Origin of the sequence: Colidextribacter sp. OB.20, from assembly GCF_009911595.1 — a bacterium.
Lineage (GTDB): Bacteria > Bacillota > Clostridia > Oscillospirales > Oscillospiraceae > Lawsonibacter.
Genome location: NZ_QWKG01000015.1, coordinates 50,444 through 70,903, shown reverse-complemented (window position 1 = coordinate 70,903; position 20,460 = coordinate 50,444). Strand labels below are relative to the sequence as shown.

The 20,460-nt window shown below is 60.7% G+C and carries 20 protein-coding genes; 7 read left to right on the top strand and 13 right to left on the bottom strand.

Translation table 11 applies throughout. The annotated features are described in order from the left end of the window. Positions 1 to 86: 86 nt before the first annotated feature. Entirely contained in the window at positions 87 to 1,148 is a 1,062-nt protein-coding gene (locus D1641_RS04845; protein WP_160663268.1) for a branched-chain amino acid aminotransferase, read from the top strand. A 47-nt stretch (positions 1,149 to 1,195) separates the two neighbouring features. Here the strand turns inward: D1641_RS04845 and D1641_RS04840 are convergent, their stop codons facing one another. Next, a complete protein-coding gene (locus tag D1641_RS04840; RefSeq protein WP_160663267.1) occupies positions 1,196 to 1,501 on the bottom strand; it encodes a hypothetical protein in 306 nt (101 codons plus the stop codon). Positions 1,502 to 1,600: 99 nt separating this feature from the next. On the opposite strand from D1641_RS04840, the gene D1641_RS04835 reads away from it, so the two are divergent. The 5 genes from D1641_RS04835 to D1641_RS04815 all read left to right on the top strand — a co-directional run bounded on the left by D1641_RS04835 (position 1,601) and on the right by D1641_RS04815 (position 7,038). Next, a complete protein-coding gene (locus tag D1641_RS04835) occupies positions 1,601 to 1,864 on the top strand; it encodes a helix-turn-helix transcriptional regulator (protein ID WP_160663266.1) in 264 nt (87 codons plus the stop codon). Positions 1,865 to 2,089: 225 nt separating this feature from the next. Then, a complete protein-coding gene (locus D1641_RS04830) occupies positions 2,090 to 3,697 on the top strand; it encodes a peptide chain release factor 3 (RefSeq protein WP_160663265.1) in 1,608 nt (535 codons plus the stop codon). 522 nt (positions 3,698 to 4,219) lie between these two features. After that, complete coding sequence (locus tag D1641_RS04825) at positions 4,220 to 5,017, top strand: helix-turn-helix transcriptional regulator (protein ID WP_160663264.1); 798 nt, start codon at positions 4,220 to 4,222, stop codon at positions 5,015 to 5,017. A gap of 106 nt (positions 5,018 to 5,123) precedes the next feature. Then, the gene (locus tag D1641_RS04820; protein WP_347707387.1) at positions 5,124 to 6,488 is read left to right on the top strand and encodes an MATE family efflux transporter; all 1,365 of its coding nucleotides are present in this window, start codon (positions 5,124 to 5,126) and stop codon (positions 6,486 to 6,488) included. A gap of 355 nt (positions 6,489 to 6,843) precedes the next feature. Further along, positions 6,844 to 7,038: a hypothetical protein gene (locus D1641_RS04815; protein WP_160663263.1), complete on the top strand. Its 195-nt coding sequence runs from the start codon at positions 6,844 to 6,846 to the stop codon at positions 7,036 to 7,038. Positions 7,039 to 7,112: 74 nt separating this feature from the next. Here the strand turns inward: D1641_RS04815 and D1641_RS04810 are convergent, their stop codons facing one another. The 8 genes from D1641_RS04810 to D1641_RS04775 form a co-directional block, all read right to left on the bottom strand. Further along, positions 7,113 to 8,387 carry a CapA family protein gene (locus D1641_RS04810; protein ID WP_160663262.1) on the bottom strand — a complete coding sequence of 425 codons (1,275 nt, stop codon included), beginning with the start codon at positions 8,385 to 8,387 and terminating at the stop codon, positions 7,113 to 7,115. Beyond that, positions 8,384 to 9,721 carry a serine hydrolase domain-containing protein gene (locus D1641_RS04805; RefSeq protein WP_160663261.1) on the bottom strand — a complete coding sequence of 446 codons (1,338 nt, stop codon included), beginning with the start codon at positions 9,719 to 9,721 and terminating at the stop codon, positions 8,384 to 8,386. The genes D1641_RS04810 and D1641_RS04805 overlap by 4 nt, the downstream gene beginning before the upstream one ends. A gap of 241 nt (positions 9,722 to 9,962) precedes the next feature. Next, positions 9,963 to 11,315, bottom strand: coding sequence for an NADP-specific glutamate dehydrogenase (gene gdhA, locus D1641_RS04800; protein ID WP_160663260.1), 1,353 nt, complete (start codon positions 11,313 to 11,315; stop codon positions 9,963 to 9,965). Between the two features lie 253 nt (positions 11,316 to 11,568). Further along, entirely contained in the window at positions 11,569 to 11,778 is a 210-nt protein-coding gene (locus D1641_RS04795; protein ID WP_160663259.1) for a PspC domain-containing protein, read from the bottom strand. Between the two features lie 97 nt (positions 11,779 to 11,875). Continuing rightward, positions 11,876 to 12,451, bottom strand: coding sequence for a hypothetical protein (locus D1641_RS04790; RefSeq protein ID WP_160663258.1), 576 nt, complete (start codon positions 12,449 to 12,451; stop codon positions 11,876 to 11,878). Then, complete coding sequence (locus D1641_RS04785; protein ID WP_160663257.1) at positions 12,448 to 13,629, bottom strand: DEAD/DEAH box helicase; 1,182 nt, start codon at positions 13,627 to 13,629, stop codon at positions 12,448 to 12,450. The genes D1641_RS04790 and D1641_RS04785 overlap by 4 nt, the downstream gene beginning before the upstream one ends. A 450-nt stretch (positions 13,630 to 14,079) precedes the next feature. Beyond that, entirely contained in the window at positions 14,080 to 15,444 is a 1,365-nt protein-coding gene (locus D1641_RS04780; RefSeq protein WP_243149258.1) for a trypsin-like peptidase domain-containing protein, read from the bottom strand. A gap of 172 nt (positions 15,445 to 15,616) precedes the next feature. After that, positions 15,617 to 15,970 (bottom strand): helix-turn-helix transcriptional regulator, encoded by a 354-nt coding sequence (locus D1641_RS04775; RefSeq protein ID WP_160663255.1) that lies wholly within the window; start codon positions 15,968 to 15,970, stop codon positions 15,617 to 15,619. A 120-nt stretch (positions 15,971 to 16,090) separates the two neighbouring features. Here D1641_RS04775 and D1641_RS04770 point away from each other — a divergent pair, with 120 nt between their 5' ends. Next, positions 16,091 to 16,885, top strand: a complete 795-nt coding sequence (locus tag D1641_RS04770; protein ID WP_160663254.1) for a GPR endopeptidase — start codon at positions 16,091 to 16,093, stop codon at positions 16,883 to 16,885. Positions 16,886 to 16,917: 32 nt separating this feature from the next. On the opposite strand, the gene ytvI is transcribed toward D1641_RS04770, so the two are convergent. The 4 genes from ytvI to D1641_RS04750 form a co-directional block, all read right to left on the bottom strand. Continuing rightward, a complete protein-coding gene (gene ytvI, locus D1641_RS04765) occupies positions 16,918 to 18,072 on the bottom strand; it encodes a sporulation integral membrane protein YtvI (RefSeq protein WP_160663253.1) in 1,155 nt (384 codons plus the stop codon). Positions 18,073 to 18,337: 265 nt separating this feature from the next. Next, the gene (locus D1641_RS04760; RefSeq protein WP_160663252.1) at positions 18,338 to 19,201 is read right to left on the bottom strand and encodes a DegV family protein; all 864 of its coding nucleotides are present in this window, start codon (positions 19,199 to 19,201) and stop codon (positions 18,338 to 18,340) included. A gap of 101 nt (positions 19,202 to 19,302) precedes the next feature. Beyond that, positions 19,303 to 19,512 (bottom strand): DUF896 domain-containing protein, encoded by a 210-nt coding sequence (locus D1641_RS04755; protein WP_160663251.1) that lies wholly within the window; start codon positions 19,510 to 19,512, stop codon positions 19,303 to 19,305. 96 nt (positions 19,513 to 19,608) lie between these two features. Then, on the bottom strand, positions 19,609 to 20,409 hold the full coding sequence (locus D1641_RS04750; RefSeq protein WP_160663250.1) for a YlmH/Sll1252 family protein: 801 nt from the start codon (positions 20,407 to 20,409) through the stop codon (positions 19,609 to 19,611). Positions 20,410 to 20,460: the final 51 nt, after the last annotated feature.

The window sequence follows — 20,460 nt, the reverse complement described above, 5'->3', positions numbered from 1 at the left end:
GAGCCTGTATCCACAGCTGTGAAAGCATGGCTGTGGTTCAGAGTTGTGAATGCGGGCTCCCTGCAAGATTTAGGAGGGAATTTACCATGGAAATCAAGATCACCCGTGCCGCAGCTTTGAAGGAGAAGCCCGACTCCTCCACCCTGGTCTTTGGCAAGGCCATGACCGACCATATGTTCATCGCAGACTACGACGAAGGCCAGGGCTGGCATGACCCCCGCATCGTCCCCTACGGACCGCTCCAGATCGACCCCGCCGCCAAGGTCCTGCACTACGCCGAGGAGATTTTCGAGGGCCTGAAGGCCTACCGCACCGCTGACGGCTCCATTCAGCTGTTCCGCCCCAGGGACAACATCGCCCGGATGAACGAGTCCGCCGAACGGGTTTGCCTGCCCCAGATTCCCGAGGAGCTGGCCCTGGCCGGCATCACCAGGCTGGTGGAGCTGGAGCAGGACTGGGTGCCCAGCGAGAAGGACACCTCCCTGTATATCCGCCCCTTCATGATCGGCCTGGACGCCGCCCTGGGCGTCCACGCCTCCCACCATGTGCAGTATATCGTGGTGGTGTGCCCTGTAGGCGCCTACTACCCCGAGGGCCTTAACCCTGTAAAAATCTATGTGGAGGAGAAGGACGTCCGGGCCGTCAAGGGCGGCACCGGCATGGCCAAGACCGGCGGCAACTACGCCGCCTCTCTCCGGGCCAGCGACCTGGCCGAGAAGGAGGGCTACAGCCAGGTGCTGTGGCTGGACGGCGTCCACCGCAAGTATATCGAGGAGGTCGGCTCCATGAACGTGATGTTCAAGGTGTCCGGCAAAATCCTCACCCCCGACCTGAACGGCTCCGTCCTGGACGGCATCACCCGCCGGTCCTGCATCCAGCTGCTGAAGGACTGGGGCTATGAGGTGGAGGAGCGGCGCATCTCCGCCGAGGAGCTCTTCGCCGCCGCCGAGAACGGCGCGCTGGAGGAGGCCTGGGGCACCGGCACCGCCGCCGTGGTCTCCCCCATCGGCGAGCTGGCCATGGGGGACAAGAAGGTCACCGTCTCGGGCAACCAGATCGGTGAGATCACCCAGAAGCTCTATGACGAGCTCACCGGCATCCAGTGGGGCCGGGTGGCCGATCCCCACGGCTGGATCATGAAGCTGTAATTTCACGTACAAGAGCCCGGAAGCGTCGGCTTCCGGGCTTTTTACATTTATTGGAGATGGTCAATCATTTTTTGCACTATATTTTCCCGCTCATTTTCCCAATGTTCGGTTATCATATCAAGAAGCATGGTACGATAAAAATGAGCGACAAAAGGTTCTTCTCGGTGAACAGTGACCAGAACAAATATTAATTCATCCAATCCAGCAGCGGATAGCTTCTTAATCAGGTCCGCCATCATTTCTGGGGCCATACGCTCATGGCCAGGTGTACAAATTAAGGTCCATAGACCAAAGTATTGGTTTATCCATTGCAAAAAATCGGGCATTTTTGAAGTTGTTTTTTTGAGAATCATAGACGTCCCCTCCGAATATAACTATCTAGTGATAATTGTAGCACATCTTTTGTGTATAATCAAGAAAAATATTTAGATAGTAATAATTTGGAGGGACACATGTCAAAGATTATTCAGGATGTCAATTTGGGTTTGAATTTGAAACGGCTGAGAGAGTCAAAAAAATTGACGCAGGCAGACGTTTGCGCACGTATGGAACTGATGGGGCGGCCTGTATCCCAGCCACTGTATTCGATGATTGAAAATGGTACAAGAAATATTTTTGTTAGTGACCTAATGGTGTTAAAAGAGATATTTGATGTAAAATATGATGAATTTTTTCAGGGATTGTTGCCTATTAATAAATATGAAGAAACCAGATAGTATATTAAAATAAAAAGAGACCCTCTGGAGAATGCCTACCTCTTCAGGGGGTCCCTTTTGCTTGATGGGAACATGGAACTACTTAATCGACTTCTTAGCTTTCGCTGTGTTCAGTATACCACAGACAGCCCATCCTATGCAAGAGGAATTTTTGCTTGCCACCTCTGCCATCTTATGGTACAATAGCTTGCCAAACAGGAAATAAAAGCAAGGGAGTGGACCCTTTTGTCAAACTACGAAGCGGAAATCAAGCGCCGGAGGACCTTTGCCATCATCTCCCACCCGGACGCGGGCAAGACCACCCTGACGGAGAAGTTCCTCCTGTACGGCGGGGCCATCGCCCAGGCGGGGCAGGTGAAGGGGAAGAAGAACACCCGGGCGGCCACGTCGGACTGGATGGAGATTGAGAAGCAGAGGGGCATTTCGGTGACCTCCTCGGTGATGCAGTTCCAGTACGAGGGCTTCTGCATCAACATTCTGGACACCCCCGGCCACCAGGACTTCTCCGAGGACACCTACCGCACCCTGATGGCGGCCGACTCCGCCGTGATGGTCATCGACGGGGCCAAGGGCGTGGAGGCCCAGACCCGGAAGCTGTTCAAGGTGTGCGCCATGCGGGATATCCCCATCTTCACCTTTATCAACAAGATGGACCGGGAGACCCGGGACCCCTTTGAGCTGTGCGAGGAGCTGGAGCACGAGCTGGGCATCGACACCTACGCCATGAACTGGCCCATCGGCTGCGGCAGGGAGTTTCAGGGGGTCTACGACCGGCAGGCCCGGAAGGTGATCCACTTCACCTCCAACACCAACGCGAAGGCGGCCACCGCCACCCAGATCGAGCCCGACGACCCCGCCCTGGCCGATTTGATCGGCACAGCCAGGCGGGACCGGCTGGTGGATGAGATCGAGCTGCTGGACGGGGCCTCCTGCGACTTCGACCTGGACCGGGTGCGCCACGGCAGGCTGTCGCCGGTGTTCTTCGGCTCCGCCCTCACCAATTTCGGCGTGGAGCCCTTTCTGGAGGAGTTCCTCCGCATGACCACCGCCCCCCTGGCCCGGAAGGCCGGTGAGGAGATCATCGACGCCTTTGACAACGACTTCTCCGCCTTCGTCTTCAAGATTCAGGCCAACATGAACAAGGCCCACCGGGACCGCATCGCCTTTATGCGGGTGGTGTCCGGCAAATTTGAGGCGGACAAGGAGGTCTACCACCTCCAGGGGAACAAGAGGATCCGCCTGTCCCGGCCCCAGCAGCTCATGGCCGCCGAGCGGGAGATCATCGAGGAGGCCTACGCCGGCGACATCATCGGTGTGTTCGACCCGGGCATCTTCTCCATCGGGGACACCCTGTGCGCCCCGGGGAAAAGGTTCGCCTTCGACCCTATCCCCACCTTCGCCCCGGAGCACTTTGAGCGCATCCGCTCCATCGACACCATGAAGCGCAAGCAGTTTTTGAAGGGCGTGGAGCAGATCGCCCAGGAGGGTGCCATTCAGATCTTCAAGACCCCCTACTCCGGCATGGAGGAGGTCATTGTGGGCGTGGTGGGCACACTGCAATTCGATGTGCTGGAGTACCGGCTGCGCTCGGAGTACAACGTGGAGCTCTACAAGGAGGGTCTGCCCTTCGAGTACCTGCGGTGGATTGTGCGGGAGGAGGAGGACGCCCCGCCCCTGAAGGAGGAGGACCTGCTCCTGCCCAACGACGCCAAGCTGGTGGAGGACTACAAGGGCAATCAGCTGCTGCTGTTCGCCTCCCAGTGGTCCATCCAGTGGGTCACCGACCGGAACAAGGGGCTCAAGCTGGCCGAGTTCGGCGGCGCGAAATTTTAATTTTAAGCGGGCCCTGCAAGGGCCCGCTCTTTCTATGGTAATCATTGACAGAACTCAACCTGTCGAATATAATCAAAACAGAAGGTGCGCTGCTGCATAAAAGGTGGTTAGCCCATTTCCCCCGGCAAATATCCAGCGGGGAGGTGGTGCGGATGTGGAAAAAGCGTTTGGCTGTGGTCTTCCAGATTTTGGTCTACTTAGCAGTCATTTTATACGCAATGACCATAGACGCGTGTTAGCCGCCCGGCCGGTCCCCGAGCGGCTAACAATGTTAGCTGACTGATCCGGGCTAACCGCCATGCGGGGCGCCCTTCTTTTTTATTATACCAGCTTACACCGTCCTGTCAAGTCCTTTGAGCACGGCGGCATTTATTCCCTGTGATTCCAGTCAAAACCCCAACTCGACCGCTGGTCGAGCAACAAAAACGGCCCGTTTCCTTGACATTTTCCCCGTCGGGGACTACAGTGGTGCCAGCGGTCCTGACGCGGGCCGCCATTCAAACCCCTACAGGAGGTATCCCCATGGAAGAGAAAAAATCCTTTGGCAGCTACATCAGAAAGAAGCGCCTGGAGGCGGGTCTGACCCAGAAGGAGCTGGCCGGGCGGCTGTTTGTCACCGAGTCCAGCGTGAGCAAGTGGGAGCGCAGCCTGTCCTATCCCGACGTCTCTCTGGTCACGGCCATATGCCGGGAGCTGGGCATCTCGGAGCACGAGTTCTTCACCGCCTGCGACGACCACCAGGCCCACGCCCAGGCCCGGGCGGCGGCGGCGTGGCGGAGGGTGGTGACGGGCTGCCGCCGGTGCTGTCTGGCGGGCTGTCTCATCGCCATCCCCGTCTGCTTTGTGGTGAATCTGGCGGTCTTTCACACCCTGGACTGGTTCTGGATTGTGCTGGTTTCGGTGGCTCTGCCCCTGGGCTGGTGGACCCTCTGGCGTTTTGGGGAAAAGCATGTCCTGCCTCTCTGCGCGGCCCTTACCTCGGTGTGGGTCTTCCCCCTGCTGGCGGTGATCCACGGCTACACCGGCGGGGACTGGCTGTGGACGGCGGCCTTCCCTCTGGCCGCCCTGGGGGTGGTGTTTCTGTGGGCCTACTTTCTCTGCCTGACCCGCCTGCCCGCAGGCCCCTGGCTGAAGGCGGGGGTGTGCGCCCTGATTACCGCCGTCGCCTCCCCGGCCTTCAACTGGCTGTGCCGACGGGTGGTCCCCGGCGCGGCCCAGCCCTGGCTGCTGGACTGGCTCACCCTGGCCGCGCTGCTGGTTCTGTCCCTGGTCCTGCTGGCGGTGGGCGCGGTGAAGGAGCAGCGGCGGCGGATTCGGTAATTTAGCCCTTTCCTTTTGACTGGATTTGTGATATACTGCCCTCTATTATCAGAAACCGTCCGCGCCCCCATCCTTCGGAGGCGCAGAACTGATTGGAGGAAGCAGCTTGTCCCAGTCCCACAGAAGCGAGGAGGCGCTGGCCAGCGCCCCCATTGGCCCGCTGATGTTCAAGCTGGCCCTGCCCGCGGTGGCCGCCCAGCTCATCAACATGCTGTACAACATTGTGGACCGCATTTACATCGGCCACATCCCGGAGGTGGGCCGGGCCGCCCTCACCGGCCTGGGGGTGACCTTCCCCATCCTGATGCTCATCTCCGCCTTCACCGCCTTCGCCGGCATGGGAGGGGCCCCTCTGGCCTCCATCCGCCTGGGGGCGGGGGACCGTGAGGGGGCGGAGAAGATTCTGGGCAGCTCCACCGCTCTTCTGCTCTGCCTGTCCGTGGTGCTGACCGCCGTCTTTTCCATCATCAAGGAGCCGGTGCTCATGGCCTTCGGCGCCTCAGAGGACACCATCGGCTATGCTCTGGAGTACATCTCCATCTATCTTATAGGCACTGTCTTTGTCCAGCTGGCCCTGGGGCTCAACGCCTACATCACCGCCCAGGGCCAGGCCGTGGCGGCCATGTGCTCGGTGCTCATCGGGGCGGTGCTGAACATCGCTCTGGACCCGGTGTTCATCTTCGCCCTGGGCCTGGGGGTGCGGGGGGCGGCCCTGGCCACCATCCTCTCCCAGGGGGTGAGCGCCTGCTGGGTGGTTGGCTTCCTGTGCTCCCGGCGGTCCGGACTGCGCATCCGGCTGAAAAACCTGCGCCTGGAGGGGACTGTGGTGGGGAAAATCGCCGCCCTCGGCATCGCCCCCTTTATCATGCAGTCCACTGAAAGCCTGGTCACCGTGGTCCTCAACTCCGGCCTCCAGCGCTATGGCGGCGACCTGTATGTGGGCACCGTCACCGTGATGCAGAGCGTGATGCAGATGGTGGTCATGCCTGTCCAGGGGATCACCCAGGGGGTCCAGCCCGTCATGAGCTACAACTTCGGAGCCAAAAACTACCAGCGTGTGCGGCAGGTCTTTCGCCTGCTGCTGCGCACCACCCTCACTGTGACCATTACCGCCTTTCTGGTGGTGACAGCCTTCCCCAGGCCCCTGGCCCTCATCTTCAACGACGACCAGGAGCTGGTGGAGCTGGTGGGCCGGGTGATGCCCATCTTCTTCGGCGGTATCTGGGCCTTTGGGGCGCAGATGGCCTGCCAGTCCGCCTTCATGGCTATGGGCCAGGCCAAAACCAGCCTGTTCCTGGCCCTGCTGCGGAAGGTAATCCTGCTGGTGCCCCTGGCTATTATCCTGCCCCTGGTCACCCGGAACGTTATGGGCATCTATGTGGCCGAGCCGGTGGCCGACATCCTGGCCTCCGCCACCACCCTGACCCTGTTCCTGCACAAGAGGAAAACCCTCCTGCCGGAGGATCAATAAAGGGCGGCCCCTGCCGCCCCAAAATCGTATTGACAACCGCTTTTTGGCCGTGCTATAATGGGCAAAAGAGGGCGGTCCTCCGTGGGCTAGACGGAAGGCGGCCAACTTTACAAGTTTAGAGCTTGAAATTGCCGCTTCTCGCTAGGGCCGGGGGCGGTTATTTCTTTAGGTTCGCACCTAAAGAGATCGCCGCAATCACGAGCATAAGTAACGCGATAACTTCACCAATGCTCATGGGCGTCCCTCCTCTCGGAGCTGGCCCCGCCCTCCCTTACCTGCATCCAGCATAGAACAGATCGACCCGTTTGTCAAGAAACTGACCAAGCTCCATTGGAGCTTTTAAGGAGCATCGCCTATGCAGCCCAAAGAGGAATTTGAAAAATCCGCCCGATCCGTCGATCAGGCCCTGGACGAGATCGAGCGCACGCTGGAGCAGATGCTGACTCTGTCCCGCCTGTCCGCCAGCGACTTGAACGTGGACCGGGCTGCGCTGCAAAAGACCCTGGAGCGCCTCCAGCGCAAAATCGACCGCATCGCCGACGGAATATAGTATCACTTTTCACCGCTGCCCCGAAGGGGCGGAAAACAGGGCCGCCCGCCTCTCACGAGACGGGCGGCTTCCATTTATTCAGATGGCCGGTCTCCGTCGGGGCCCAGTACCTCGTGGCACAGGTCCCGGGCCTCCTGGAGCTGCTTATAAATCCTGGCGTCCACGATCCCGCCGTTCCCCGCCTCATAATCGGCGATGGCCTGGTTCACGTCCACCAGGATGCGGCGCTCCCCCACCGGCCTGTTGTTCCGGTGGACCATGTAGTAGGGGGTATAGCGCACATCGGTGAGGGAGGTGTTCCCCTCAGGGTCCTTGGTCAGCTCCAGGTCCAGGATGGCGGTGGTCTTGGTTGCCAGATCCTTGCGGTGGTCCTCAAAGTTCTGGTTGGAGATGAAGTTGCCCAGGGAGTATATGACAAAGCCCTGCCGCTCCTGCCCGTCCTCGCCGGTGACCGTGATGGTGTCGTAGGGCTCCAGCACGTGGGGGTGGCCCCCCAGCACCAGGTCGGCCCCCTGCTCCACCAGGAATTTGGCCAGCTCCTCCTGGTGACTGTTCTGCTTGGTGCGGTACTCGATGCCCCAGTGGGTGATGACGGCAATCAGGTCGGTATCCAGGGCCCGGGCGGCGGCCAGGTCCTCCCTGAGCAGGTCATAGTTGGGGTTGGAGACAGTGGTGTAGTAATCGGTGTTGAAGATGTTGGCGGCGAAGGTCTTGTCGTTGTCCAGCTTAAAGCCGTTGAGGCCGTAGGTGTAGGCCAGGAAGGCCACCGAGATGCCCCCCACGTCGGCCACATAGATGCCGTGATTGGCGTCCCGCTCCTCCTGGGAGCGGTAGGTGCCCACATGGGGGACCCCCGCCTCGTCCAGCACATCCAGGGTGCGGTACAGGCCGGCCATCCCCTTGTCCCGGCAGTGGTTGTTGGTGGTACACAGCAGGTCAAAGCCCGCCTCTTTGGCGTTATAGGCCAGCTCGTCCGGTGCGTTGAACCGGGGGTAGCCGGAGTACTCCGGGCCGCCGGCCAGGGTGGTCTCCAGGTTGCCCACGGCCCAGTCGGCCAGCTGGAGCTGCCGGGCGGCGTTCTCCATCACATGGGTATAGTCGTAGGAGTCGGTCTCCTTCACATAGCAGTCGTTGGTGAGGGGCATGTGGCTCATAATATCCCCCGCCACCATCAGGTGGGAGACGACGGGCTCGGGCTCCGGTTCAGGCTCGGGCTCCGGCTGAGGCTGGGGAGCGGGCTGAGACTGGGTCGGGGGCTGGGGAAGCTGGGCGGATTTGTCCGCCTGATAGGACGGGGCGCAGCCCGCCAGCAGGACAAGGCTCAAGGCCAGGGAAAGAAAGCGTTTCATACCGGGGATCCCTCCATCTTCTCATAAAGTAGTTCCATCAGGTCATAGCACAGGGCATACATCCCGTGCTCGTTCATATTCCGGGAGGCGCCGGTGGTGATAACCACCACGCCGTTTTGGGTCTCCGGGTTGTAGGTCATCAGGGAGAACACCCCGTAGGCGCTGCCGGTGTGGTAGTAGAGGACGTCCTGCCCCAGCACGTCCTCCTGCCGGCGCAGGATCAGACACTGCTCGAAGGAGGCGTAGTCCGCCAGGTTTACGGTGAAGCGGGGGGTCTCCATATTCTCCACCGAGGCCTCGGATAAAAAGCGCGTCTCGGCAAAGCCGTCCTGAGTTATGGCAAATGCGTCCTCTGAGACAGCGGCACAGGTATATCCGGGCTCCTTATACACCCCGTCGTTCACCAGCACAGACACCAGCTTAGCCATATCCACGGCGCTGGTGGTGTAGCCCCCGGCGAAGTAGAGGGAGGCCCCGCCGATCTCCGTGGGGACGGACTGTCCGGCGTGGGCGGCGGCGGTACGGCCAATGCCGCCGGTGGTGTACAGGGTGGCCACCTCGTTCTCCTCCAGCCGCCCCCCCAGGAAGGAGGCCCGGATGTCCATAGGCTCCAGGAAGCGCTTTTGAAGGTAATCGTCCAGGGTCTGCTGGGCGGCCAGCTCCAGGGTGGTGCCCAGCACAGACACGCCGAAGTTGCTGTAGGCCCAGTAGCCTCCGTTTCCCGGCTCCATGGTCCGCCAGGAGGATCTGCTGTTGAGCAGCCCCCGCAGTCTGGACAGTCCCCGGACGGGGTCCAGGTTTTTCAGGGAGGAGGTGTGGGTCATCAGGTCCTGAACGGTGGGCTGGCTGCTGCTGTAGGGGTTGACCGCCTTGGCCCCCCAGTAGGTGCTCAGGGGGGCATCCAAATCCAGAAGGCCGTCCTCCGCCATAGCCAGGGCGCACATAGCCACCACCACCTTGCTGATGGAGGCGATGCGGATCTTGGTGTCGGGCGTCATCTCCCGCTCATTTTTCACCGCCCAGCCCCAGGCCCCCGCCTGGCTGAGCTGGCCCCGCTCCACGGTGGCCACCGTCACCCCGGCGGCCTTGTACCGCTCCATCACCTGGGCCAGGGCCCCGTCCACATCCTCCTGCGTAAGAACGGGTCCGGGCTCGGGGGGCTCCGGCTCGGGCTCTGGCTCAGGCGCGATGACCGGGAGGGCCGGCTGGCCCGGACCGGAGCCGGCGGAGGAGCCGTCAGGCTGAGAGCTGGCAGCAGGCGTGCCGGCGCAGGCGGTGAGCGTCAGGGCCAGGGCAAGGAGATACGCTCCCAGCCGGGAAAGCTTCCAATACATAAGCAGGGCTCCTTTCAGGAACGAACCGGGTCCGTTCCTGTCGTATTTCCGCCATTATAATAGATTGTTGGAAAAAAGTAAAGACCGGCAATCCGTCAAAGAGGCGCGGACCGGCTCGCGCAGCGGCGCGCCTCCTCCATATCTATATCATATCACGGTATCACTGACTTTCAATCCTGGCAATAAAAACCCCGCGGGATCCTTTCGAGCCCGCGGGGTTCTTGACTGTTTTAAACGAATCTTAGAAGATGCCCTGCGCCATCATGGCGTCGGCAACCTTCTGGAAGCCTACCAGATTGGCGCCGGCTACCAGGTCATAGCCCAGGCCGTAGCGCTCGGCCACCTCCACGGAGGCGTTGTAGATGTTCTTCATGATGCCCTTCAGCTTCTCATCCACTTCCTCGGCGGACCAGTACAGACGCTCGGCGTTCTGGGCCATCTCCAGCTCGGAGACGGACACGCCGCCGGCGTTGACGGCCTTGGAGGGGGCGACCACCATGTGCTTCTGGGCACGCAGGAGGGCCAGAGCGTCGTTTGTGGTGGGCATATTGGCCACCTCAATGTAGTACTTCACGCCGGAAGCGGCGATCTTCTCAGCCCACTCCAGGTTGACGTCGTTCTGAGTGGCGGAGGGCATGTACACGTCCACGTCCTTGACGCCCCAGCACTTCTGGCCGGGCACGAACTCGCAGCCGAACTTCTCGGCGTAGGGGGCGCAGTGCATGGGGTCCTTGGCCCGCATCTCCAGGATGTAGTCCAGCTTCTCCTTGGTGTCCACGCCGTCGGGATCGTGGATGTAGCCGTCGGGGCCGGCGAAGTAAGTGACCTTGCCGCCCAGCTCGGCGACCTTCTGCATGATGCCCCAGCCCACGTTGCCGTAGCCGGAGATGGCGATCCGCTTGCCCTTCAGGTCGGTGCCGTCGTGCTTCAGGACCTCCATCAGATAGTACACCGCGCCGTAGCCGGTGGCCTCGGGACGCATCAGGGAGCCGCCGGTGGAGACGGCCTTGCCGGACAGGGCGCCCATCTCGGCGGCGCCCACGATGCGGCGGTACTGGCCGTACATATAGCCGATCTCACGGCCGCCGCAGCCCAGGTCGCCGGCGGGGCAGTCGATATCCTGGCCGATGTGGCGGTACAGCTCGGTGATGAAGGCCTGGCAGAAGCGCATAACCTCAGCATCGCTGCGGCCGCGGGGGTCAAAGTCGGAGCCGCCCTTGGCGCCGCCGATGGGCAGGCCGGTCATGGCGTCCTTGAAGGTCTGCTCAAAGCCCAGGAACTTGATAATGGACAGGTTGACGGAGGGGTCAAAACGGATGCCGCCCTTGTAGGGGCCAAGGGCCGCGTTGTACTGCACGCGGTAGCCGCGGTTGACATGCCACTCGTGGTTGTCGTCCTCCCAGGTAACCCGGAACTCGATCACACGCTCGGGCTCCACCATCCGCTCCAGCAGGGCGGCCTTCTCATACTCGGGGTGAGCGTTGATGACGGGCTCCAGGGAGGTGAGGACCTCCTCCACGGTCTGCAGGAACTCGGGCTCGTTGGCGTTCTTGGCCTTGGTGGCGTTCAGGACTCTCTCGATGTACTGATTCATAGCGGCATTTCCTCCTAAATAATAATTGCTTATTTTTTGACGGAAACCCTTCATTTCAAGGGGAACGGCCTCCGCTTTTGCTTTGATATGTGTATTATAGCACAAAGCCTCTTGATGTAAAGAACATCTTTTGTGGGGGCCGCCACAATGAAATCATTGTAGCAGCCGGAGGCCGGACAAGAGAAACAGCCGTTTCCACAAAAGGAGACGGCTGTTTTTGGTCACTTTGCAGGATTTCAGTCAGTCCGGGCCCTCAATATCCCGGGTAGATGTCGCTCTTCTTGGGCATGATGAGGGCGCAGATCACATAGGCCCAGAAGCCGAAGGTTCCGCAGAAGGCGGCAATCACCCAGCCCACACGCACCAGGGTGGGATCGATGTCGAAATACTCTGCAATGCCGCCGCACACGCCGGCAATCATCTTGAAGGGGGCCTCCGTGCGATACAGCTTTTTGCTTCCCATAATAACCGCTCCTTTTCAATATATTTGAGGCATCTTTCTGTTAATCATCATACGCGGAAAGGATTGAAAATGCCATAGGAAAAAGATGAAAGAATGATTAAAATTCGGTCAGCAGCCATATCCTCCGGGCCAGCAGGGCGGCGGAGATGGTGAAGAACACCTCCAGGGCGGTGGACACCATCATAGGAATCAGGAACAGCACAGCGCAGCCGATCACTATAAACCCGCAGAACCTCATGGGGCCGGCCCAGCGGGCCCGATCCCGGCGGCGGTGGACCAGGATGATAAACTGCAGATTCACCATCAGCAGCACACAGGCTCCGGCGGCCAGGGCCACGTGGAGGGCGGCGTATTTGGGGAAGTAGGCGGGCAGGTAGGGGATAGCCACGGCGTAGGCCAGCGAGAGGCCGGCACACACCGCCAGCAGCCGAGTCAGCCCCCGCTGCCACCGGGCGGGGAGGGTGAAGGCCAGCCGGCTGAGCATGACAAAGAAGTAGCTCCCCGACAGAATCCCCCAGTAGACAAAGCCCCGGTAGTGGTCCGCCCCGGTGACGGCGATGACCGAGAAATTGGTGCCGAACCAGGTTGTGCTCCCGGCGAAGAGAAGCGTGTAGGCGGGAATCAAAAAGCAGGCAAAGAAATCCAGCCAGAAGTGAGACCGTTTTTTGCTCATTTGTTCTCTGCAGCGGCCACCAGGTCGCCCTTTTCGTTGAAGTAGACTGTCCGGATCTGACTGCCGGTGGATTTGACGATGTCGTCCAGCCGCAGACCCTCTGAGATGGAGGCCACCAGAGAGAAGGCGACGCCGTGGCGGCGGGCTCTCCCCGTGCGGCCGATGCGGTGGATGTAGTACTCGTTCTCGTCGGGGACGTCGTAGTTGAACACCGCGTCCACGTCGTCAATGTCCAGCCCCCGGGCGGCCACGTCGGTGGCGGCCAGCACCCGAAGCTTCCCCTCCCGGAACTTTTGCAGGGTCTTTTCCCGGAGGGACTGGGTGATGTCCCCGTGGATGGCCTCGCAGGAGATGCCCCGCATCTCCAGCAGCCCGGCCAGCCGGTCAGTCATGTTCTTGGTGTTGCAGAAGGCGATCACCCGCTCATAGTCCCCCATCTCCAGCAGCCGGGCCATAATGTCCGCCTTCTCCCCCCGGTCCGCGTCCAGGCGGTACTGGGCAATGTCAGGCCGGTTCTCCTGGTCAGCCTGGACGGTAATCTCCACCGGCTCCCGCTGGTAGACCCAGGAGATGTCCAGCACCTCCCGGGAGATGGTGGCGGAGAACATGCCCAGATTGCGCTTGTGGGGCATCTGGTCCAAAATGTGGGTCACGTCCCGGACGAAGCCCATGTCCAGCATCCGGTCGGCCTCGTCCAGCACCACCGTCTCCACCTTGTCCAGCCGGACGGTGCGCCGCTTCATGTGGTCCATCAGCCGCCCGGGGGTGGCCACCACGATCTGGGGCCTCTTTTTCAGCTGGTTGATCTGCCCTCCGATGGGCTGGCCGCCGTAGAGGCAGACCACCCGGACCCCCTCCCTGAAGGCGCACAGGTCCCGCAGCTCGTCCTGAATCTGGATGGCCAGCTCCCGGGTGGGGGCCAGCACCAGGCCGGTGACGTCGGTGGAGGCGGGGTCGGTATGCTCCACCATGGGGATGCCGAAGGCGAAGGTCTTGCCCGTCCCAGTGGGGGCCTTGGCAATGACGTCCTTCCAGTCCATAAAATAGGGGATGGCGCCCACCTGAATGGGGGTGGCCTCCACATAGCCCTTCTTCTCAATCGCCCGCATCAGCTCGGCTGACAGGCCCATCTCGTCATAGCGGCCGGTTCCGCTGACAGTTTGTCCGTTTATCTCCATAGTCGTATCCCTCTCTATATAATCTGTCATTTTATATTATACCTGTTTTTTCGGGATTGTCTACGGTTTTATGAAAAAGCCCGGAGAACAGCGGTTCTCCGGGCTGCGGTGTTTGACAAAAACTGGCGCTGTGATATAATAGCTTTGCCCGTCAGCCGGACGGGACAGAAGGTGCGCTGTCATAACGGTAGGTGGTTAGTCCCCCGACAGGGGGCACTTCTGCCCCCTGATTCTAGAAAGGGGGGCTGCCCGGTGAGTACATCTGAGGTATTGCAATTATGCCTTGTCATCATTGGCATTTGCGGCCTGTTTATTCAGGGTAAAAAGAAGTAACCGCCCCAGCTCCAACTGTGCGGTTACTTCTTCGTAACATCTCAGGGGGCTAGCCGCTTATCGACAGCGCCCTTCTGTTTTTTATTATAGCATCTCAAAAGAATTTGTCAAGGATGTTTACCACGGGAATATGCCGAAAGGCCACTGATAGCCGCCGTAGCTTCCGCTGTTGTCCTGGGAGGGCTGCTGCTGTTGCTGCTGGGGGTTTTTGGCCTCGGTCTCGGCGTTCTTCTCGTCGAAGGTGATGGTCAGCCTGACCTCCTGCTGATTGCGGATGACGGTGAGGCTGGCGGTGTCCCCCGCCTTGTAGCCGGTGGTCAGGGCGGCGGTAAGGGCGGAGGAGGAGTCGATGGCGGTATCGTCGATGGCGGTGATGATGTCGTTGACCTGGAGCCCGGCCTTCTGGGCGCAGGAGCCCTCGGCCACATAAGCTACCGCCGCGCCGGCGGTGATGCCGTAGCGCTGGGCCTCAGAGGAGACGTCGGACACCTGAATGCCCATGTAGGGCTTGCCGGTGACATAGCCGTGCTCGATGAGGTCGGCCAGGATGTCCTTCACATCGTTGATGGGCAGGGCGAAGCCCAAGCCCTCGGCGTTGACACCGGAGGAGGATTGGGTGTACTTGGCGGTGGTGATGCCGATTACATTGCCGTAGCTGTCAAAGAGGGGCCCGCCGGAGTTGCCCGGGTTGATGGCGCAGTTGGTCTGGAGCACGTTCAGGGTGGTGGTGTCCCCGTTCTCCCCGGTGGTAATCAGCCGGTCCAGGGCGGACACCAGCCCGTCGGTGAGGGAGTAGGTCAGCTCGCCCAAGGGGTTGCCGATGGCGTAAACCGCCTCACCCACCACCAGCTTGGAGGAGTCGCCCAGAGTGACAGGGGTCAGGCCGGAGGCCTCGATCTTCAAAACGGCCACGTCGTTGTCCTTCTCGCCTCCCACCAGCTTTGCGTCGTACTTGTCACCATTGGCGAAGGACACCTGGATGGTGACGCCGGAGTTCTTCACGGCGCTCTCAATCACGTGGTAGTTGGTGGCGATATAGCCGTCCCGGCTGAGAACAAAGCCCGAGCCCGAGGCGGCGGAGGTGGTGGTCTGGCCCCAGATGTTCTGGGTGGTGTTCACTGTGATGCCCACGCAGGAGGCCAGGTTGGCGGCGTAGAGCTGCTCCGGGGTCATGGGCTGGCCGTTGTTGGTGTTCACCACCGTCCGGACCTGGGGCCGGTCCTCCTCCTGGATGACGGTGGTGTTCTGGGGAGCCGCCATCCGGTTATAGAGGTAGGCGCCGCCCACCCCCGCGCCGCCTCCGGCGATGGTGCAGGCCAGCACCAGTGCAATCACCCTGGCCGCCCCCCGCTTTTTCTTCACTGGGGGCCGCATCCCGGTCTGGAAGGGGGTGCCGGGGATGATGGGCTCCGGGTCCTCATAGCTGCCAAGGCCGCCCCGGTAGCCGTCATTCTCGCTGTTATAGAAGTTGAACTCGTCCATAATCAAACGCTCCTTTTGAAACGGGATAGAATTAGGTGTTCCCTTGAACTACGGCTATCATAACGCCGAAATATGAAAAAAGCATGAAGAAAAACAAATATCTTTTTAAACTTTGCAGGTGAAATTTGGGGATTTTGTGAACAGGAAAGGACTTCCCTGACGGGAAGCCCTTTTATCTTTCTAAATCTTCCGCTGTAGACGCCAGCGCCTCAAACATCGTGTTAATCATATCGCAGGCGATCTTGAATTTTAACGGCGGGAGCCGTTTCAGCCGGGCAGCAATCCAGTCCGCGTCGTTTTCCTCTGTTCTTCCGAAGAGAAGGGTGTCACCGGAGACGGAAAGTACTTCGCAAATGCGCACCAGCGTTTTAAGAGAAATTCCAACCGCTCCACGTTCGACCGCAGAAACATTTTGAGGAGCCATTGGCAATAATTCAGCAAACCGTTCCTGCGTTAGTCCCGCCGCTTCCCGAGCAGCCTGGATATGAGCTCCGATTTCTATATTTAGCTGCTTCTTTTCTTTCACAGGAACACCACCTTATAACATTAGTTTATGTAAAGGCGGCATTGACAACAAGCATTCATCGGGTGTATAATATATAAAGCTACTAGCTTTAATCCAAAATTATACAGGGAGGTACTGAACTTGGGAACAAATAGACATTATGATGGACTGGAGTGTCATCAGGAGACCATTCACGGCCTGGAGGTATCTTTTACCAACATTACAACCCTGGCAATGGCGCGGCATTTGAATTCTCCAATGGGGCAGTATGTCTCAATCGACACAGGAAGGCTGGGAAAGCTAAAGGACCGTGACTCGGCGATTGAATGCTTCGCGGAGTGCCTCACCCGTTTTTTAGAGCCCTTCCGGGGACAGAACCTTCTGGTTGTCGGAATCGGGAACGCCGACGATTTCTTTGGCTCTCTGGGGCCGCAGGTGCTCCGGCATATCCCGGCATATCTGCTTTCCGAGGCGGGTGCCTCAGGTATGTTTAAAACCGTATCGCTCATAGCTCCCGGGACGAACGCTCAAACCAACATTGACACAGATAAGCTTATATCCGGAATAGCGCAGACAGTCGGCGCGGCCTGTGTGCTTTTCATCAATGTGAGCGTCACGACCTCCCTTGAGGATGTGTCATCGCTGATCAGTCTGTCAACCGGAGGCCTGAAGCTGATTGGCAGCGGCAAATTATTGACCGAGGAAGAGCTTGGCCTTCCTGTTGTGACGGTCAACGCGCCCCTGTTTCTGAGTATTCCCCCAAAAACTGTAAATATGCTGCATATCAGGGTTGACAAAGAGGGCGTATGCTTTGCCGACACAAATGTTACCGCGGATATTAAGTGCGCCGTGCATGTGATTTCAAACGGGATATTGCGGACTCTGTATCCGGAGCTGGGTTTGGCGGAGCTGCGCGAAATAGCGGAAATAATGTAGGCAGACACAGAAGCTGTGTCTGCCTTTGCTTTTTACTCCGGTCTCCCGCTGAGAATCGCGGCGATATCCCGGGCGGCGGCGGCCAGGTCCAGGGTGAGCCCCCGGAACATCCCCATGCCCGCCAGATTGAGGATCACCAGCACCACCACCGGCCCCAGGACCATGCCCAGCACTCCCGCCAGCTTCATGCCCACATAGATAGACACCAGAGACAGCAGGGGGGACAGCCCGGTCTGGTCCCCCACGAACTTGGGCTCCATCACCCGGCGGAACAGGGCGATCACCCCCCAGATGACCATCAGCTCCACGGCGGCAGGGAGGTCTCCGGTGAACAGGGCCACAAAAGCCCACGGGACCATAACGGTCCCCGCCCCGATGATGGGGATGAAGTCCATCACCGCCAGACCCAGAGCCAGCAGCAGGCCGTAGGGCTGTCCGGTGAGGAAGAAGCCGGCCAGGAGGATGAAGAACACCCCCACTGACAGCAGGAACTCCGCCTTGAGATAGCCCCCGAAGGCCCCCAGGGCGGTGGCGCGCAGCTGTCCCAGAAAATGGAGGACCCCCTCGTCCAGGTGCTGGACGGCCCGGCTGCGCAGGTAGGGGTAGTCGGCGGTCATGAGAAAGGTAGCCATGACGAAGATGACCAGGGCCACCAGGAAGGAGGGCAGGCCCATAGCTCTCTCCCCCGCCTCCATGCCCCAGTCCGCCAGAACGGCGGGCACCGCGTCATACAGCCATTGAAACAGCTCATCCCCGGTGTCCTCCACAATTTTTGTGACCTGCGGGGGCACCAGGGTGAGCAGGCGGGCGAAGAGCGTCTCCAGCTGGTCCATGGCGGACTGGAGGCTGTCCAGCACGCCGCTCCAGTTCTGTACCAGGGACATCAGCTGCCCCGCGGCGGCGTAAACCAGCAGCGCCAGACCGCCCCCCGCCAGGCCGAAGAGGAGAATCAGGATCAGGGCGGACAGCGCGTGCCGGTTCCACCCCAGGGCCCGCTGGAGCCGCTTCACCAGGGGGTTGAGCAGGGCGGCGGCGGCCAGAGCGAAGAGGAAGGGGGCCATCAGACCCAGCGCCCAACCTCCGAACCGGGCCAGCAGCCAGACCGCCAGCGCCGCCAGGATCAGACGCAGGCCCAGCCGGAGCCACAGCTGCCCCCGCTGAGGCCAGGTGAGCTGTTTGTTTGTCATGGAGGGAACCTCCTTCATTGGGTATGTAGGGGCGGACATTGTCCGCCCGTTTTTTCAGGCCAGGCCGGCTGAGGGCTGTAGGGCGGGACGACCCGGCCCGCCGTTTCTCACAGGAAGGAGCGGCGCACCCGGCAGCCGCGCCTTGCGCACATGCTCAATCGTCTGCGGGCGGATAATATCCGCCCCTACCTATCAGCATACCACAAAAGAGATGAATAATCTGTAAAAAAACAGCTCAGCCGCGGAAAACGGCTGAGCGCTTCACTTATACCCGATAAATGACCCCGATCAGGTTGGGGCCGGCGTTGATAGCGATGACGCCGCCGATGCGGTAGCTGAGGGCGGGCTCCTCCCCCAGCGTCTGGCGGCAGGCCTCCAGCATCTTTTCGCTCTGCCCGGCGTTATTGCCCTGGATCATCAGGTAGGGGGTGCCCGGCCTGCGCTCTGTCCTGCACAGCTCGGTCAGCTTGGCGATGACGGCCCTCTCTCCCCGCACCTTGGCCAGAATTTTGGACTCGCCGTCGGTAAAGGTCATCACAGGCTTCAGTCCCAGGGCCTCCCCCATAAAGGCGGCCGCAGCGGACACCCGGCCCGACTTTTTGGCAAAGCGCAGGTCCAGAGGGGCGAAGATCACCCGCACATGGTCAACCCAGTCCTGAATGCAGTCCACAATCTCCCGGGGCTCCGCGCCCTCCCGGGCCATTCCGGCCCCCTGGACCACCGCCCAGCCGTAGCCCATGGTATAGTTCAGGGCGTCGATGATGTGGATGTGAAAGGCACCCTCCGCCTCCGGGTGGTCCCGGTAGAAGTCTCCCCGGGCCTGGAAGGCGTTGGAGCAGGTGGCGGAGCCCTTGGAGTTGATGGAGGTGTGGATCAGGTCGGTATACCCCGCCTCATAGGCCGCCTCGAAGGCCTCGGTAAATATATAGGGATTGAGGGCAGCGTGGGTGGGAATCTGGGGGGCCGCCAGGAGCATGTCGTAAAACTCCTCGGGAGTAAAGTCGAAGCCGTCGGCCAGCTCCCGATCCCCCATGGCGATAGGGAAGGGGAGCACCTGAATGTCCAGTTCCTCCCGCAGGGCGGGCGGGACGTCGGCGGCGGAGTCGGTGGTAAATTTGATGCGGGCCATAGGGGGGACCTCCTTTTTTGACAGGGCGGCGCGCCCGGAAATATTCTGGAAAGCACCGCTATTATGTCAGAAAATCCCTGGCTTGTCAAATTAAAATCCCATTAAGGTTTTTTCTTTTTGAGCTTTTTCCGGGCGCCGTCGGGATACTGGATCACGGTGCTGTCCAGCTGGGCGGTGAGGCTGGACCGAACGGCGGCCAGATACTCCTGGCGCAGGGCGGCCTGCTCCGCCTTTTCCTCCGGGGTGAGGCCCTCCGCCCCCCTGGACCTCCGGGCCAGCTCGTTGATGCGGTTGATCTTGCTCTGTTCCATGTGATATACCTCTCTTGTTGTAGGGGCCGACGACCTCGGCGGCCCGCTTTCAAAGGATTTCAACCGTTCCGGACGGCACACCGGGGTCGTCGCGCCCTACAGATACCGCTCCAGCACCAGCATAGTCCGGCCCTTCTTGGACTGGCCGGGGACCTCCTTGACAACGCACTTACCCAGTCCCCGGCAGGTGAGGGTATCCCCCTCGGCCACGGGGCGGTCGGCCTTGAGGCACTCCCGGTGGTTGAGGGAGACCTTTCCCGCGGCGATGAGGGCGGCGGCCTTGCTCCGGGACAGGGAGAAGCCGGCGGCGGTCACCGCGTCCAGCCTGGGGGCAGCCACTGTGTCCCGAATGGTTTTCACCTGGGGCGGCCTGGGGGTGAGGCGGTCCAGAGGGATCTCGGTCAGGCTGACCTGATACCGCCCGGCCCCCTCCCACTGGGACAGGAGGATGGGGGCCGTCTCCCGCAGAACCACCACCTGACACAGCCCGGCCCGGGGCAGGAGGATGTCTCCAACCAGCTCCCGGCCGATGCCCAGCCCCATGAGGGAGCCCAGGATGTCCCGGTGGGTGAGGGAGGCCCCGGCGTGGAAGCCGGCCTCAATGGCGGTGAGGGGCCCCTCCGAATCGGACAGGACGTCGTCCTCCTCCTGCCAGCCGGCGGGGAAGAGGCAGACCTGCCGCTCGCTGTCGGGATACCCGCCCCAGAACAGGTGCCGGGGCTTCCCCCAGGCGGCCAGCAGATCGGCCGCCGAGGCCCGCTGGCCAGGGGAGAGAAAGGGCGTGTGGGCGGGGACGCCCCTGTTCTGAGACAGCTCCAGCTTGTCCAGCACCCGGGCCAGCAGGATTCTCTCCTCCCCGTCCCGGGCACAGCGGTCCAGCAGCTCCTTTTTCGTCATGGCCGTCCCCTCCTGTGTCCTTATGATTCAGCTGGTTGCCCCATTATACAA

Bases quoted from the DNA above. Each gene is read 5' to 3' on its own strand.
- D1641_RS04845 (WP_160663268.1), top strand. From the start codon at position 87: ATGGAAATCAAGATCACCCGTGCCGCAGCTTTGAAGGAGAAGCCCGAC.
- D1641_RS04840 (WP_160663267.1), bottom strand. From the start codon at position 1,501: ATGATTCTCAAAAAAACAACTTCAAAAATGCCCGATTTTTTGCAATGG.
- D1641_RS04835 (WP_160663266.1), top strand. From the start codon at position 1,601: ATGTCAAAGATTATTCAGGATGTCAATTTGGGTTTGAATTTGAAACGG.
- D1641_RS04825 (WP_160663264.1), top strand. From the start codon at position 4,220: ATGGAAGAGAAAAAATCCTTTGGCAGCTACATCAGAAAGAAGCGCCTG.
- D1641_RS04815 (WP_160663263.1), top strand. From the start codon at position 6,844: ATGCAGCCCAAAGAGGAATTTGAAAAATCCGCCCGATCCGTCGATCAG.
- D1641_RS04810 (WP_160663262.1), bottom strand. From the start codon at position 8,387: ATGAAACGCTTTCTTTCCCTGGCCTTGAGCCTTGTCCTGCTGGCGGGC.
- D1641_RS04805 (WP_160663261.1), bottom strand. From the start codon at position 9,721: ATGTATTGGAAGCTTTCCCGGCTGGGAGCGTATCTCCTTGCCCTGGCC.
- gdhA (WP_160663260.1), bottom strand. From the start codon at position 11,315: ATGAATCAGTACATCGAGAGAGTCCTGAACGCCACCAAGGCCAAGAAC.
- D1641_RS04795 (WP_160663259.1), bottom strand. From the start codon at position 11,778: ATGGGAAGCAAAAAGCTGTATCGCACGGAGGCCCCCTTCAAGATGATT.
- D1641_RS04790 (WP_160663258.1), bottom strand. From the start codon at position 12,451: ATGAGCAAAAAACGGTCTCACTTCTGGCTGGATTTCTTTGCCTGCTTT.
- D1641_RS04785 (WP_160663257.1), bottom strand. From the start codon at position 13,629: ATGGAGATAAACGGACAAACTGTCAGCGGAACCGGCCGCTATGACGAG.
- D1641_RS04780 (WP_243149258.1), bottom strand. From the start codon at position 15,444: ATGGACGAGTTCAACTTCTATAACAGCGAGAATGACGGCTACCGGGGC.
- ytvI (WP_160663253.1), bottom strand. From the start codon at position 18,072: ATGACAAACAAACAGCTCACCTGGCCTCAGCGGGGGCAGCTGTGGCTC.
- D1641_RS04760 (WP_160663252.1), bottom strand. From the start codon at position 19,201: ATGGCCCGCATCAAATTTACCACCGACTCCGCCGCCGACGTCCCGCCC.
- D1641_RS04755 (WP_160663251.1), bottom strand. From the start codon at position 19,512: ATGGAACAGAGCAAGATCAACCGCATCAACGAGCTGGCCCGGAGGTCC.
- D1641_RS04750 (WP_160663250.1), bottom strand. From the start codon at position 20,409: ATGACGAAAAAGGAGCTGCTGGACCGCTGTGCCCGGGACGGGGAGGAG.